Source organism: Citrobacter sp. Ce006 (assembly GCF_030336535.1).
Taxonomy (GTDB): domain Bacteria; phylum Pseudomonadota; class Gammaproteobacteria; order Enterobacterales; family Enterobacteriaceae; genus Citrobacter; species Citrobacter europaeus.
This window is the reverse complement of sequence record NZ_JAOWDO010000071.1, coordinates 252,439-267,633: the sequence shown is the minus strand read 5'-3', so window position 1 is coordinate 267,633 and position 15,195 is coordinate 252,439. Positions and strand designations below refer to the sequence as shown.

Here is a 15,195-nt window from a genome sequence, read left to right as displayed (position 1 = left end):
AAATAACCAGACTGACATACGCCAGTCTGGCTGAACTTGCCCGGCAGAATCAGCTTAGAAGTTCCATTTCACACCGACCATCGCAGCGCTGTCGTTATAGCCTTTGTCGCCAGCCTGGACCCCGATGTTGCCCCACAGATTAAGACGCGGACTCACCTGTCCTTCCACACCCACTTTTACTTCGGCGATATTTTTCGCCCCGTCCTGACGAACATTCACGCCGTCCATGGTCGTACTGAAATCTCGTGAATTGTGCAGCCAGTTCAGTTCGGCAAACGGCTGGAATTCACGCTCTTTACCGTTATCCATCTGATGATGGCTCTTAATCCAGGTTTTCAGGCCCAGCCGGGTCTGTACATTGCCGTTACCGTTGCTGGTGATACGGGTGCCGTTGCTTTCCTGATGATCGTCCGCCTTCACGCCCATCCAGACCGCCTGCGCCTGAGGCTGGATGTACCATTCATTCAGCGTGCCATGACTGCCGGCAAATTCGCCCATTTTCTGGGCATATCCCATTTCCAGCGAGGCGGTCACCCCTTTCGATTTATATGACTCGCCCTGCAGATCATCGCCTTTAACATTGTTATCAAACCAGCTGTACTGAGCCCAGCTGTCCAGCCAGGCGCCGTTATGCGACGCATCATTGGCATACCATGTGGCATACACGCCGGTACTGTAGCCATTGACTGAACCCCGGGAACGATAACCCGTGCGTGATGACCGGGTGTTACTGTGGTCGTTCCCGTAACCCGCCATCACGCCCAGGTGCCAGCGGTCAAGTCCGTTCTGGCTCCATTGCGCAATGTCGCCTCCCAGCTGCAATACATAACGGTTGCTCTGGGTTTTCAGCTGGCCGCTGCCGTCACGCCAGTTGTTGTGCCCGCCAACGTGGCGCATCCACATACTGGTGACTTTCTGCTCGCCGGTCAGGGCATCGATATACTGCGTTTCGCCCAGGCGATCGTACAAACGGGTGACGAACATGTTGTTGGCTGCCGCCAGGTTAGCCGTGTAGCTGCCGCCTTCCGGACGCAGATCTTTATCGGGATCCGGATCCGGATTTGGTTCGGGATCCGGATTGGTTTTGCCGCTGGTCAGATACCAGTTGCCACTGTTTTCATCCTGACCGCGCCCAAGGCTGTAGTCATATGCCCCTGCCACAATACGGCCAGCCTGGGTGAACTCACCGTCCGATGCGCCATCAACATGAATAACTTCGATCCCATCAATCGTGGCGGCCCCTTTCCCACCGGCGTTGGTGACGCTGACGGAGGTGGTGCCACTGGTATCGCCTTTCACCACCAGCTTATCCGTAACGGAATTGTCATCCCCCAGCGCGGTGTTCAGGGAAAGATGGCCATCATTACCCGTGTAATTGCCATTGACCACCAGCTGGTTACCGGCCTGCTGACCATTCACACCGGTTGCGAGGGTACCGCTGTTAACCAGGTCGCCCCCCACCGTGAACAGGAGGTTGTCGCCGGTCCCGGTTCCCACCAGCAGCACACCGGCGTTATTCACATGACCTGCAACGCCCCCCGTGCCCGAGAGCATCCCCGCAGCCGCAATGTTGACTTCGCTACTGGCCAGCGTGACCGGAGATGTGCCGTCCCCCAGTACCAGGCCGCCCTGCTCAATCTCCGTTTTGCCCGTCCAGGCGGCGTTATTGCCGACGGTAATGGAGCCGGCTCCCAGCTTGGTCACATCGCCGCTACCATAAACATCGTTATCAAGCTGCCAGTCGGTATTACTGTTCAGCACCAGTGAACCACTGTTGCTCACCTCTGCGCTGCCCAGATTTTCTGCTGTGAACGCGGTGAGCCGGGAATCCGCATCCACAGCAAATTGCCCCGTAAAGGCGCTGTTGTTGCCCACCAGCGCGACATCGCTTTCGCTGAGTTCAACCCGTCCGGCATCGCTGATGCTGTTGTAAAGCGCGCCTACGGCCTTGCTCATCGTCAGCGTCCCCGCCGCCACAATATCGCCGGTGCCGAGACCCAGCGTCGTGTTCATCAGCACGCGCGCGCCTTCTGCAATGGTCGTTTTTGCCGTCAGCGTGCTGTTTTCACCGGTGATGGTCAGCGTGTCGCCATTGATGTTTAACGCGCCACTTCCGGTCAATATTCCATCGGCTGTGCCGCCCTGCGCCAGGGTCAGGCTACCGCCATTGATGTCCAGCAGTGAGTCAGCCGCCGCCGTCAGCTTACCGACAGTCTGGCTATAACCGTTCATGTCAAAACCGGTATCAGCGGCCAGGCGCAGTTCGCTGGTCTGTCCCAGAACATTATCGTTTTTCATCAGCAGGTTGCCGCTGCGTACATCGGTGATACCGGTGTAATCGTTATCCATATTCGACAGCGATACCGTCTGCCCTCTGGCGCTGTCAAACGCCAGATCGCCAGTGCCTGTCACGCGGGCGCTGAGATCTGCGGCGTTACCGGCTTTACCGTTCGCATCCAGGACCAGTGCATTGTCTCCGGAGGCCAGCAGTTCGACCTGCGTCAGACCATAGCTAATATACAGTCCATCATCGTTTTCCCCTCCGGTGAGGCGATAATCATACGTTCCGTTCGCAACAATCTCTCCATTTTGGCTGATGCCGGCTTCAACCCCATCGCTGATGATATTGCCATTGCTATCAGTCAGCGTCAGATTACCCGCACCGCCGGAGACGGCAGTATCTGATATCGCCAGTTGGATCAGCGACTGCGCATCGTCCTGTTCAAGAAGTGACAGCGTGGTATCAGCCAGCGGACGATCGTTGGTAATCGTGCCGGTATCAACCTGCACGGTTCCGCGTCCGGAGAGATCCATCGCGCCAGCATGAATTGTTCCTGCGGCACTGCTCTGCCCCGGCGTCACACCGTCAAAGCTGACGGTGCCGCCGTTAAACGCCAGACCGCCGATATTCTGCTCACCGGAGCCTACGTGGGTGACGCTCCCCTCGCCGATATTTAATGTTGCCTGGCTCAGCGCCTGGGTATTTAATCCGGCCAGCTCAAAGGTGCTGTTCATCAGCGTCAGCGTCCCCTTGAATCCATCAGCCGCATTGTTGCTGGTAAAATCAAACGCATTACCGCTGGCATCAACGGCGACCGTTCCCGTTCCCGCCAGATGGCTGTTAAAGGCCAGCGCAGCGTCAGAATTCAGCGTCAAGGTGCTGGTCGCATCAATATTGTAACCCGTACCGATCGCATCGTTTTGGCTATCACCCAACGCATAATCAACATTATTAACGGTAAATACTGAACCCGCGGTGAGATCGATATGCTCCATGCCGGTAATAGCATCGGCGCGATTGAGGATGTACTGTGCATTATTCAGCTGAAGTGTATCCTCCCCGTCACCACCATTGAGGCTGGTAAACAGCGAGGTTTCTGTCTCTTTGACATCTTTCAGGACGTACAGATCGTTACCACTGCCCGTCTGGATGTCGGTTGCGGTACTGCCAGACTCCAGCGTAACGGTGTTATCACCGCTCATCAGGTTAACCTGACCAACAATGCTGGCGCCCGCCGCGTTAGTAAACGCGATGCCTACCCCCGAGAGCATTTCTACCGCTTTTTGCGACGCATCCAGCGCTTTAATAACGCCTTTATTGATAAACGTTTCCAGGGAACCGTTATCAACATTCACCACCGCGTGGCTGGTCGATTTCGACGTCAGCTCACCAGCCTGTTCAACATTTTTGGTCGTGCCACCAACAATCAACGCTTCACCACCGTTAGCGTCGAGCACGTTAACGCTGACGCCCGTTTTCAGGTCAGTTGACGCATTGGTGACGATCCCTTTCCCCGCAGCCTGCTCAACATTGATAACCAGTCCGCGCGAGTCAGACATATCCAGCGTTTGATTCGTTTCGCTGCCGTCGATATTTTCAAACAGGATCCCCGTACCGCTCCCCATCACGTTAATCGTTCCGGAGTTGGTCTGCGCCAGGGATGCCCCGGTATGAATACCGATACCATTCCCCACGCTGATGGTTGTATCTTTTAGCTGAATACCCGCGATGTTGGCGACGTTTTCAATGGCGCTGCCTTTACCCGTGCTGTCCATGGTGATAGTGGCTCCATCGACCAGCAGACCTTGCGCGCCAGCGGCCAGCAAGATACCGTGCGCGTCTCCTGATGCTTTGGTTTCTCCCGAACCCGTCAGACTTAATGACGCATCATTGCCGACGAGATAGGCTGCGGTGCCATCCGTCGCGCTAACCGTCGCATTGTTGTTCACAACGGAATCAGCGCCTTCAATGCTGACCGCCACGCCATTAACCTTGATGTCGCCGTCGTTATTCAACGTACCGCCGGAAACCAGCACGCCTGTGCTGCCCGCCTGATCAAAGTCGATTTTACCTTTATGGTTGAGCGTACCGCCGTTACGAGCGATGTAGCCGAAAGCGCCATCCGCCGTATTGCTGGTATTCAGCGTGGCATAACTGGTCAGGGTTGAGTCGCCTTTCTGGCTCTCATCAACATTCCCGGACAAGTCATAATAATTACCATCAACAATCCCGGCTGTGGTGTCTTTACCGGAAAGTTTCACGATCACCGCGTCTTTGGTGATAACCCCATCCGCTCCGCCTTCAACCCTAATCCCGGTCGCACCGTCCCCGGTAATACTCAGCGATTGCGAGCCGGAATCAAAATGGCTCCCCGCCCCGGTCACCTGCAGAATTGTGCTGTTTGTGCCTGATGCCATCATTGTCGTACCAGACGACCCGCTGCCATCAAAAGTCGCGCCACCCTCTATGCGATATAACGTTGAGCCTTCAGTCGAGACGTCCTGCGTATTAGTAGAAGAAGCGTTAACTTTTGAACCTGCACCATAAACAAAATAGCCAATTTGGTTCTTGCCGCTGGTAAATGAGACATTGCCCGTATTGGTAATATCGATAACACCGCCGTCACGAACGTGCAGACCAATGGCGTTATCTGCGGCAAGGTTCACGCTCCCACTCATCGTAAGCTGAGACCCGGCCCCTTCGACCCAGGCGCCAATATTTTTTAACGAATTGTCCGTTGTGCTGCCATTGGTGATATTTATCGTGCCCGAATGCAGCGCCTGACTCCCTCCCTGCAGCTCAATGCCGCTGGCACTGTACCCATTGAGGTTAATCGTGCCGCTGTTCACCAGCCCTTTTGCACCGTTAATTCCCATCAAGCCAATATTTTGCGCAGAGCCGGTGCCATTGATATCAATGACGCCGTCCTGGGTAACGTTGATTGCGCCAGGAGACGTACTACCGTTGGCCTGAATGGCAACAGCATTCTCGACTTTTTCGCCAATCGTGATGTTACCGGTGTTAGTGATGGTCCCACTCTTCACATACATACCAATGGCCGGAAGAGTGACCTGAACCTCGCTGGTCGCCTCATCTTTTACCGCTTGCGCAGTACGTCCGATGTAAATCGTGCCGTTATTGGTAGCAACAGCATTACGCTGCACAAATACGCCGTAGGTATAGACGCTATCGGAAGATTTCGCAGGCTCGCCTCCGGTGGCAATATTCATTACCCCGTTATTAATAAAGGTTGCCGTGTCATTCATCAGCACGCCATAGGCGTTATAGATATCCTGGTGCGAGGCGAGGTTGATAACGCCGTCGCTCTGTACCTTCGTCGTTCCGGTCGCGAGAATCCCGGTATGAGCGCCAACCCACGCATTTTTCACATCGCGACTGGTACCCGCGTCAATAATCCCGTTGTTATTTACGATGCTATCACGCGCGGAAACGACATAATCACCACCGGATGCACCGGCTGCCGCCCCCAGCGTACCGTTGTTATTGAGCGTGGCTCCGTCGGTTAGCGTCACCACGGAAGTATCGCTGAACACCGCCTGAATATTGGCATCAGCAGAAATATTGACGACAGAGCGCGCCCCGGACGCTTTAATAAAGCTGTTCACATCACGATTTGCAGCCTGCAACACCGCATCGCCGTCCGGGATATTGGTGTCAAAGTGAATGTTTTTCTGTTCTGTAGTGTAGGCTTTATGCAGCTCAGCCTCGTAGTCCGCGGGCGAAAGTTGGCCAGCCTCTACGGCTTTCACCAGAGCATCATTGTAGTTTTTTAAATCATCCAGATTATTGACCGTATACTCGCCAAGCGAGCTGGAGAAGGTGCCGTTGTAGGTTGCAGTATCAAAGTTATAATCTTTACCGGCATTGTTCGCGACATTGCCAACGCTACCGCTTTGCACGATAGTTTTGGCATTGTAATTCAGTACCGCGTCTTTAGTATCGCTGGCGCTGCTCTCAACGTTATAAACTCCAGAGACCTTCGTGACAGCATTGAAGATATTTGCCGGGTTTGATGCCCAGTCGCTTCCCGTTGAACCGACATTCACATCCAGCGTACCGCCTGATGTCACCGTCGCCAGCTTCATGTTCACATACTGCCCATCACCGACGCCGACCCCCAGATAAGTCGTCAGATCGCCAACGTTATTTGCTGCAAAATTATTGCTGTCATACACCTGGAGTGTACGCGAAGCCCCGGTGATGGGGTCAACATATTGAATGCTGTGGGTTCGGCCACCTAAAGTCGTCTGCGTCAGGTTTATATTTTCACTCCCTGACGAAATATACCCATTATCCATTGCCTGTTGAATCGTCATCGTTTTAAAGCCCGATGCACCTGAGGCAATGCTGCCATATCCTTTGGTACCGGTGATAATATTCATAATTTCACCGTCACCGACAACAAGTTGCCCTGCGCCATTAGCGTTAGTCGATGGTAAGTAATCTGGCAAGACGTAGTCGGCGGCAAAAGCATATATGGAATGCGTAGCCAGTACGGCACCGATTATGCTTAGCGCTATTTTTGAAATATTGAATTTATGCGTTTTAGATTCAATACTACCTGAGCTATTGGTTTCTATAGAAGCGCTGCAACGCTTTGCCAGTTCAGAAACAACAACAGCGCACGAGTGCGAAACACTCCATACCACTTTAAAGATCTTGTTCATCATTACCATTCCGAATAATTCCACGATTACCCTTCCTGGTAAAATTCGTGGTCACATAGCATTATGGGATGCTCATAATTACCCAGCGGTCAGGTACCTCTTCTCTGGAGATTTTCCCGCTGAAACATTGAGCAACTTGTACGTGACGAATGATATGGCCGCACCAACCAACAATCTATTTATACTGATAAATTCGCAATTTATAGATGATTTATCCATAATTCAATTTGATTATAGGTTTAACTTTTGATAGAGCTGAAAAAACGAACAGATGAGTGTTAATGAATTGCATAAACAATGTAATGTGACAAATCCATCTCTGATACAACTAACAAACATTTCAAATTAAGTAAAACGCATATTAATTTATTTCGCGCCCCGTAAAAAAATTACTTATCAGCACAGTTCTGAAATAACAAACAACTTATAAGAGCAATCTCATTGTAAGATTCATTCGATATAAACGTAACTCATTTGAGTTAGTTAAATTGTGGCTGCAAGAAAGAGGGTTACAGTCAATCAAAAAACACAACTTCGCAATAAGCAAGTTCCGGGACATCTGTACCGTCAGGAATTGACCGTAATAAGTTAAAAATATCAACCCGTTTCTAATTATTGTTTAAGACTCTTGATACCATACTATTTTTCGATTATTTTACTTAAGTAATTTATCGTTTTCTCATTATAAAAATTGCCATCTACTAAGCTACCGACAATTTGTAAATCAACTAGCGACCCAGAATTACGGAGTTATCAAACCGGTGAATGAATATAGTGGTCTATCTGAAAATAGTAGCTCTCTTATAATTTCATCAAAATGAAGCAGGTATTTATACTTAAAATGAGTAATTTCATGGTTTTTTATGCCGGGAGTGTCCTTTACGATGCTAAAATGAAACGCCCCGCCTCCTGCATCGGACTTGTAACATCCCGCGCTCCTGTAGTGAAGAAGAAATACCACTATGGTTTATAATTAAGTAATACTCTGTTAATGATGAAAAAATGAAATATCTAATTAACAATGAAGTTACATTCAGAACTGATGATGGCGTTTTGGCCAGTCTGAATCCGTCGGATAACGCCCTTACCCTGTCTATTACAGCAAACAGGATCTTCACCTATCTCCTCGAGCAGGAAGGAAAAGTGGTCTCGAGAGAAGAGATGTTTACCAATGTCTGGGACAAAAATGGTCTGCAGGCCTCAAATAATTCGTTAAGCCAATATATTTCTTTGATTCGTAAAGGATTACAGGAACTCGGTTGTGAACATGAGATTATTCAAACCGTGCCGCGGGTCGGCTTTTTCATCGCTGAAGGGCTGGTAGCCACCATTGAAGAACCGCCTTCAGTTACTGTGACTTCCCTTGCACCGCCGAAAGCCACGCCTTCCCTGTCTAAACGCGTAAAAATGATGTTGTTAGCTGCTGGGGGCATCTCCTTAATCATGCTTCTTTACCCAGTCAACACATTGTTTAACAGCGCTAAAACCAATCTTCCCGATGTACACCTGTATAAACTTGGCAATATCGACCTCTGTCCGGTCTATACCGTTTTTGAAAGCTCGCGAGAAGTAGCGACCGCAAAGCTTGAAAAAGCACAAAAAATGGCTGATTTACACCTGAAGTGTCTGGCTGGCGCATTGTTTATTTTCCAGCCTGACGATCTGTACGTCTACGGCGAAAAAGGTCGTGTATTTTTATCCCGCTGCACTTTCAATAATGTAGAAAAAACAAAGTTTGCTGGATGCAAGGACCTTTATATCCATGAATACTAAATATAAAACTAAGATATTACTTGCAGGAGCCGCCGTTCTGGTCGCCGTCAGCGCCTTGTTGAGCGCGAATGGAATTGCGCTCATTACAGTTAATCAGGGGATAAGCGTGCATTGCGTTTCAACACTCTCACTCCCCGAACTACCCGGGGGCGGGAAATACGACGGTAGCCTGATGCTCCAGTTGCAAAAAGATAACACCGGCGTCCTTGATTTTTCTGGAATTATTACCACGACGCCACCAGCAGACAATCGTCCAGGACATCGGCTTATCCTGCAACGCTCCGTCAGTTTTAATTACCGCATAGGAGACAAAGGCGTTGTGTTTTTGGAAGACATGAAAATGAGTAAACACAGTCTGGATAATGTGTCGGATGAGATGTTTACCCATAATATCTACGATCCGTTCACGCCCGGAAAACGTGCGCAAATGTATAAAATGAATAATGCCTATCTGTTAGGCAATACCTTTTCGCCCACAAACGTCTGCGTCAGTAAATTGTAGGAGTGAGCTGCCATCCAGCATCGACTTCCCCTCTTACCCTGTTCCTACTGCTGAACCAGAGCAGCGCCACGACAACGCTCTGGCCCTGACTCCACGTGTGGCGATTCACTGTCGCCACACGCTTTCATCCTATCTCTCAACCGGATAATCGCTGTTAATCCACGCGTGATCGTCTTCCCAGGTAAACATCCATTTGCGTACCGGACCCGCCATCACATTAAGGTAGTAGCTGTCATATCCCGCCAGGGTTGCCACCGGGTGGTACCCTTTTGGCACCATCACCACGTCGCGGTTGTAGACCGCCATACACTCATCGAGCGACCTGTCGTCGGTGTATACCCGCTGCATACAAAATCCCTGCGGCGGGTTGAGCCGATGGTAGTAGGTCTCTTCCAGATACGTTTCGTGAGGAGGATTATCGGCGTCATGCTTATGGCTTGGGTAAGAACTGGTGCAGCCTTCATTGGTCCACACCTCCACCACCAACAAGCTATCAGCAGGTTTATCTTCCGGTAAGATGTTATGCACGTAACGCTGGTTATGGCCTTTGCCGCGCGCTTCACCATCGATATCCTTAGGTGCAATCAGCCGCGTCGGGTAGGTTCCTTTTCCTGGTGCAGCGCAAACTGCCAGCTCCAGTCTGGTCACCGCCTGGACCTGTATTGCCTCGCCAGAAGTGACATACACCGCCCACGGTTTGATGCGTTCAAACGGGCTCATCCGCTCGCCGATATCCGTAAAGGTTGCGCCCGGCGTGGTGATGGTCGCGCGTCCAGCGACCAGTACCAGACAGCGTTCTTCGCTGACAGCGGGCAACGTCAACTGCTGCCCTTCCTCCAGTTCATACGCTCTAAAGCCGACATATCCCCAGCCAGCGCCTTCAGGCGTCACCGACTGCGTACACCCTTGCGCGTCCGGCTGCTGCCAGCGTGATAATAAACGTGACATGTCACCTCCTCAGATAAGCCCGGCATCACGCGCCAGACGGCTAAGGTTGTTATAACCCAGACGCGCATACGTCAGCGGGTGCGCGATTGCCGGATCCTGCTCCGCCTCCACGACTAACCAACCCTGATACCGATTCTCCTTCAGCAAGGCCATGATCGGCGGATAGTCAACGCAGCCGTCGCCCGGCACGGTGAAAACCCCGCTCAATACCGCATCAAGGAAGCTGGTTTTGCGATTTTTGACATCCGCCAGCACGTCGGCGCGCACGTCTTTGCAGTGAACATGGTTGATACGCGATGCCCAGCGCCGCGCCACCGCCAGCGGATCGGCCCCGGCGAAGGTCAAATGTCCGGTGTCGAGCAGTAACCCAACTTCATCACCGGTATGCGTCATCAGATTATCCACATCCTCAGCAGACTCAATCACCGTGCCCATATGATGGTGATAAGCAATCTGGACTCCCTGCTGCTGCGTGTAGCGGGCAAATTCGGTGAGCTTCTCGCCATACTCTTGCCAGCGGGCCTGCGGAAAACGCGGACGCAGATGCACCGGCGTCTGCTGCTCGCCGTGAATGCAGCCACTGACTTCGGCAAATACCAGCACCTTCGCGCCCAGTTCGCGCAGTAACGTCAGGTGCGATTGCACGGCGGCAATCTCCTCCTCCACGCTGCGTTCCAGCAGACGTCCGGAGTACCAGCCGGAAACCAGTTGCAGGTCGTGGCGCTGCAAAATGGGGCCGAGCAGTCGCGCCTCACGCGGGAATTTGTTGCCCAGTTCGAAGCCAGCAAATCCAGCCTCTTTGCCCTCGCTCAGACACGTATCAAGCGACGTCTCAGCGCCCAGTGAAGGAAGATCGTCATTCGTCCATGTCAGTGGATTAATACCTAATTGTACCGTCATCATCTTCTCCTGAATTATGCTTGTCCGCGCTCGCGCCACCAGGCGATAAGCTGCAGGTAGTTATCTTTAATGCGCGCCACCAGCTGCGCATCGTCAATATCGTGTTTCAACCACGCGCGGGAAGCGTCGCCGAACAGCGTGCGTCCCACAGCAAACCCTTTCACCACCCCGTGGCCCGCAGCCGCTTTGAAATCAGCACGCAGTTGCTCAGCCGGAGCATCCAGCCCGAGGATCACCACGCCACGGCAGTGCGGATCGCGTCGCGCGATAATTTCACTCAGCGAGCTCCAGCCAGCGGAAGTGAGCGGCGGGAGTTTCCACCAGTCCGGGTAAACACCTAAGTTGTAGAAGCGGGAAATGGCGCGCAAATACAGTTCATCACTGCGCGGCATACTGGCGGGCAAAATCACCTCCAACAGCAGCTCATGCCCGGACTGGCAACAGGCGCGGTACACTTCGGTAATTTTCTGTTCTTGTTCCAGACGCAGCGCGTGGGCATCTTCCGGATGGAAAAAGACCAGACACTTCACCACATGCTCCTGCGGCCAACTGATGAGCTGCGAACCTATATTGCCGTGCTCCATCTCCAACGGGCGCGATCCCGGCAGTTCGATAGGGCGACCGATCCACCATCCCTCTCCGGTTATCGAATTCAGCGCATCCTGACCAAACGTACCATCGCACAGCAGCCCGGCCTTGCCCTCCAGCCCGGCGCTGTTGGCCGCTTCACGGCTGGCCTGCAAAATAAGCTGTTTCAATGCCGGAATACGTTTCAGGGATGCGCCGCACTGCAGCGCCATCTCTTCAAGCTGACTGCGGTGATCGAAGGCCATCACGCACAGTTCCGGCCATGCGCGGCGACGGGTCGTCACGCGATGCAAATGGTTGAGATGCGGATCGAGATCCGGACGTGGAACCTCTGCAGCGCGAGAAAGATAATCATCAAGCTCAACTTTGCTCGGCATCGCCGGCGCACAGCCGTGACGCGACACCACCAGCGCACCGCAGGCATTGGCATAGCGGCATGCCTGCTCCCATCCCTCATCGTTGAGATAGCCGCGCAGCAGACCGGACATAAACGCATCCCCCGCCCCCAGCACGTTCAGCACCTCCACGCGCACGCCTGTCACCGTCAGGCCATCGTCCAGCCGGGGCGGGATGGCGTCGGTATACACCGAGCAGCCGAGCGCACCGCGCTTGCAGACCAGCGTCGCGTGACTCACGCCGCGAACCTGCGCCAGCGCCTGCAACGTATCGGTACTGCCGCCCGCGATATGAAACTCCTCTTCAGTGCCGACAATCACATCAAAAAGATGCAACACCTCCTGTAACTGGCGAGTGACCTGATCGGCGGCGATAAAACGTGTTTCGCCGTCGCCTAAGGAAGTAAGTCCCCACAGCACCGGGCGATAGTCGATATCCAGCGCCGTACGCACGCCGTGACGCCGGGCGTAAGCGAGCGCCGTCAACACCGCCTCGCGGGTTTGTGGATGAGAGAGATGCGTCCCGGTGATGGCAAGACAACGAGCAGAAGCGATGTACTGTTCATCAACATCGCTGGCGGTAATCGCCATATCCGCGCAGTTATCACGGTAAAAAATCAGTGGGAAGGTGTCCCGGTCTTTAATGCCGAGTAGCACCAGCGCCGTCAGGCGGTCTTTATCAGTGATCAGATGGCTGGTATCGCAGCCTACCTGGCTTAATTCTTCACGCAGGAAACGCCCCATATGTTCGTCGCCAACCCGTGCCAGCATTGAGGAGCGCAATCCCTGGCGTGCCGTGCCGTAAGCCACATTGCCGGACGAGCCGCCAAGATATTTGGCAAAGCTCGACACATCTTCCAGGCGCGCGCCAATTTGCTGACTGTAGAGGTCAACCGCCACGCGGCCCATGCATATCACATCAAACTGCTTTTCCACGTTGATACCTCTTCAGACAATGTCGTTCACATTCAGCCAGCGGCCTTCCTGGTGCGAGAGTGCGATAGCGTCAAGCACGCGCGACACCTTCCAGCCCTCTTCAAAGTCCGGCCACATCGGCGCATCGGCGGCAATACCGTCCACCAGGTCGCGTACTTCCACGGTTTTCTGGTCGTTAAAACCGATACCATGCCCGGCCCCCATGCAAAATGCGCCGTAGTCCGGGTGTGCCGGGCCAACCAGCAAAGTACGAAATCCCTGGCGGTTGACCGGATCGTCATGCAGATAGAGCTTCAGCTCCGCCATACGCTCCTGGGTAAAACTGATAGTCCCTTTGGTCCCGGTAATCACATACGACAACCCCATCTTGCGGCCACAAGCCACGCGGGAGGTTTCAATCACCCCTTGCGCGCCGCCCGCGAAGCGCACCATCGCGTGAGCCTGATCTTCGTTTTCTACCGTCACCATTTGCGAGGAACCAACCTGCGCTGGACGCTGTGGCACCACAATCTTCAGGTCGCCGCAGACCTGCTGAATATCCCCCACCAGGTACTGCGCCATATTGACGATATGCGCCGCCAGATCGCCAAGCGCCCCAAGTCCGGCGGTCTCTTTAAAACAGTGCCAGTGGATCGGCGCAAGGGGATCGGCCATGTAGTCTTCGTTGTGGGTGCCGTAGAAATGGATCACCTCGCCAATCTCACCGCGCGCAATAATCTCTTTCGCCAGTTGCGCCGTTGGGTTCTTCATGTAGTTGAATCCCACCAGCGTTTTCACCCCCGCCCGTTTTGCGGCCTCAACCATTTCACGCGCATCGTGGGCGTTCAGCGCCAGCGGCTTTTCTGAGTACACATGCTTGCCATGGCGAATCGCTTCCAGCGCCATCTCTTTATGCAGATGGTTGGGTGAGCAGATATCAACGACATCAATTGCCGGGTCGGCCACCAGCGCACGCCAGTCTCCGGTTGAGCGATTGAAGCCAAACGCCTGCGCCCGCTCGGCCGCCAGCTCCGGCGAGACCTCCGCCACCATTTCACGCACCAATTTGCCGCGCAGGTTAAACACCGTCGGGGCCTGGGCATAGGCGATGGCATGCGCCTTGCCGATATACCCGGTGCCAATCAATCCAATACGAACCTCTTTCATCATGATCCTCACAGTGCGCCGCGACGGCTCTTGGCGTAGGTATCGAACGCCACCGCCAGAACGATAATTAAGCCGGTAATAATTTGTTGGTAGTAAGCCGAGACGTTCATCAGCACCAGACCGTTAATCAGGATGCCCATGATGATCGAGCCGATAATGGTGCCGCCGATACGCCCGTAGCCGCCCATCAGCGAGGTGCCGCCAATGACTACCGAAGCGATGACGCGCAGCTCGAACGAGATCCCGGCCACTGCTTCCGCACTGCCCAACCGCGCGCTGAGAATGAAGCCCGCCAGCCCAGCCAGACAGCCAATTAACACGTAGACGCTCACCAGCACGCGCTTCACGTTGACCCCTGCCAGACGCGCCGCCTCCGGGTTGCCGCCGATGGCGTACACGAAGCGCCCCCAGCGGGTTTTATGCTGCGCCAGATAACCGCCTACGGCCACCAACGCGAATATCCAGATTGGAATAGAGATACCGAGCAGTTCGCCTCGCCCCCACCAGCGGTAACCCGCGTCAAAACCGGCAATCGGCGCGCCGTCGTTAATCACCAGCGTCAGGCCGCGCCAGATAGTCATCCCACCGAGGGTGACGATAAACGGCGGCAGACGCAGGCGGGTCACACCGAGGCCATGCAGGAAACCAATCGCGGTCCCCATAGCCATACAGATCCCAAGGCCAATCAGCCAGCTCATGCCGCCCCAGGCATTCGGGTCAACGGTAGTGAAGTTGTCGCCCTTAATCACATACGCGGCGGTCATAGCACAGACCGCCAGGATGGAACCCACCGACAGATCGATCCCAGCGGTCAGAATGACAAACGTCATCCCCACAGCCATGATCCCGTAGATGGAGACTTCGGTCAGGATGTTGAAAATATTGCGTTCAGAAAGAAAGTTGCTGTTCTGCAACTGAAAGAAAATCAGCAGCAGGATCATGAAAATCAGTACCCCAAAGCGCTCAAAAAAGGCAATGGGATCAAGACGTCCGCCGCGTTTGGCAGGAACCTGCGTTTTAGAAATAATCTGCGTCATG

The 15,195-nt window shown here is 53.6% G+C and carries 8 protein-coding genes; 2 read left to right on the top strand and 6 right to left on the bottom strand.

The window, feature by feature from the left end:
* Positions 1–54: 54 nt before the first annotated feature.
* The gene (locus tag OGV94_RS14460) at positions 55–6,993 is read right to left on the bottom strand and encodes an autotransporter outer membrane beta-barrel domain-containing protein (protein WP_286523622.1); all 6,939 of its coding nucleotides are present in this window, start codon (positions 6,991–6,993) and stop codon (positions 55–57) included.
* 978 nt (positions 6,994–7,971) lie between these two features.
* Between OGV94_RS14460 and OGV94_RS14455 the strand changes: the two genes are divergently transcribed.
* The gene (locus OGV94_RS14455) at positions 7,972–8,742 is read left to right on the top strand and encodes a winged helix-turn-helix domain-containing protein (RefSeq protein ID WP_087052111.1); all 771 of its coding nucleotides are present in this window, start codon (positions 7,972–7,974) and stop codon (positions 8,740–8,742) included.
* Entirely contained in the window at positions 8,732–9,244 is a 513-nt protein-coding gene (locus OGV94_RS14450) for a hypothetical protein (RefSeq protein WP_043017248.1), read from the top strand. Before OGV94_RS14455 ends, OGV94_RS14450 begins: the two co-directional genes overlap by 11 nt.
* Positions 9,245–9,373: 129 nt before the next feature.
* Here OGV94_RS14450 and iolB read toward each other — a convergent pair whose 3' ends face one another.
* Genes iolB through OGV94_RS14425 form a run of 5 tightly spaced genes read right to left on the bottom strand, consistent with a single transcriptional unit; the run spans position 9,374 to position 15,194 of the window.
* Positions 9,374–10,192, bottom strand: coding sequence for a 5-deoxy-glucuronate isomerase (gene iolB / locus OGV94_RS14445; protein WP_075145775.1), 819 nt, complete (start codon positions 10,190–10,192; stop codon positions 9,374–9,376).
* Positions 10,193–10,201: 9 nt separating this feature from the next.
* Entirely contained in the window at positions 10,202–11,092 is an 891-nt protein-coding gene (gene iolE / locus OGV94_RS14440; RefSeq protein ID WP_200001259.1) for a myo-inosose-2 dehydratase, read from the bottom strand.
* A gap of 14 nt (positions 11,093–11,106) precedes the next feature.
* Positions 11,107–13,011, bottom strand: coding sequence for a bifunctional 5-dehydro-2-deoxygluconokinase/5-dehydro-2-deoxyphosphogluconate aldolase (locus OGV94_RS14435; protein WP_043017251.1), 1,905 nt, complete (start codon positions 13,009–13,011; stop codon positions 11,107–11,109).
* A 12-nt stretch (positions 13,012–13,023) separates the two neighbouring features.
* Positions 13,024–14,157, bottom strand: a complete 1,134-nt coding sequence (locus OGV94_RS14430) for a Gfo/Idh/MocA family protein (RefSeq protein ID WP_043017252.1) — start codon at positions 14,155–14,157, stop codon at positions 13,024–13,026.
* A gap of 8 nt (positions 14,158–14,165) precedes the next feature.
* Positions 14,166–15,194 carry an ABC transporter permease gene (locus OGV94_RS14425; protein WP_286523619.1) on the bottom strand — a complete coding sequence of 343 codons (1,029 nt, stop codon included), beginning with the start codon at positions 15,192–15,194 and terminating at the stop codon, positions 14,166–14,168.
* Position 15,195: the final 1 nt, after the last annotated feature.

Coding starts and splice junctions, on each gene's coding strand:
- OGV94_RS14455 (WP_087052111.1), top strand. CDS start 7,972: ATGAAATATCTAATTAACAATGAAGTTACATTCAGAACTGATGATGGC.
- OGV94_RS14450 (WP_043017248.1), top strand. CDS start 8,732: ATGAATACTAAATATAAAACTAAGATATTACTTGCAGGAGCCGCCGTT.
- iolB (WP_075145775.1), bottom strand. CDS start 10,192: ATGTCACGTTTATTATCACGCTGGCAGCAGCCGGACGCGCAAGGGTGT.
- iolE (WP_200001259.1), bottom strand. CDS start 11,092: ATGACGGTACAATTAGGTATTAATCCACTGACATGGACGAATGACGAT.
- OGV94_RS14430 (WP_043017252.1), bottom strand. CDS start 14,157: ATGAAAGAGGTTCGTATTGGATTGATTGGCACCGGGTATATCGGCAAG.
- OGV94_RS14425 (WP_286523619.1), bottom strand. CDS start 15,194: ATGACGCAGATTATTTCTAAAACGCAGGTTCCTGCCAAACGCGGCGGA.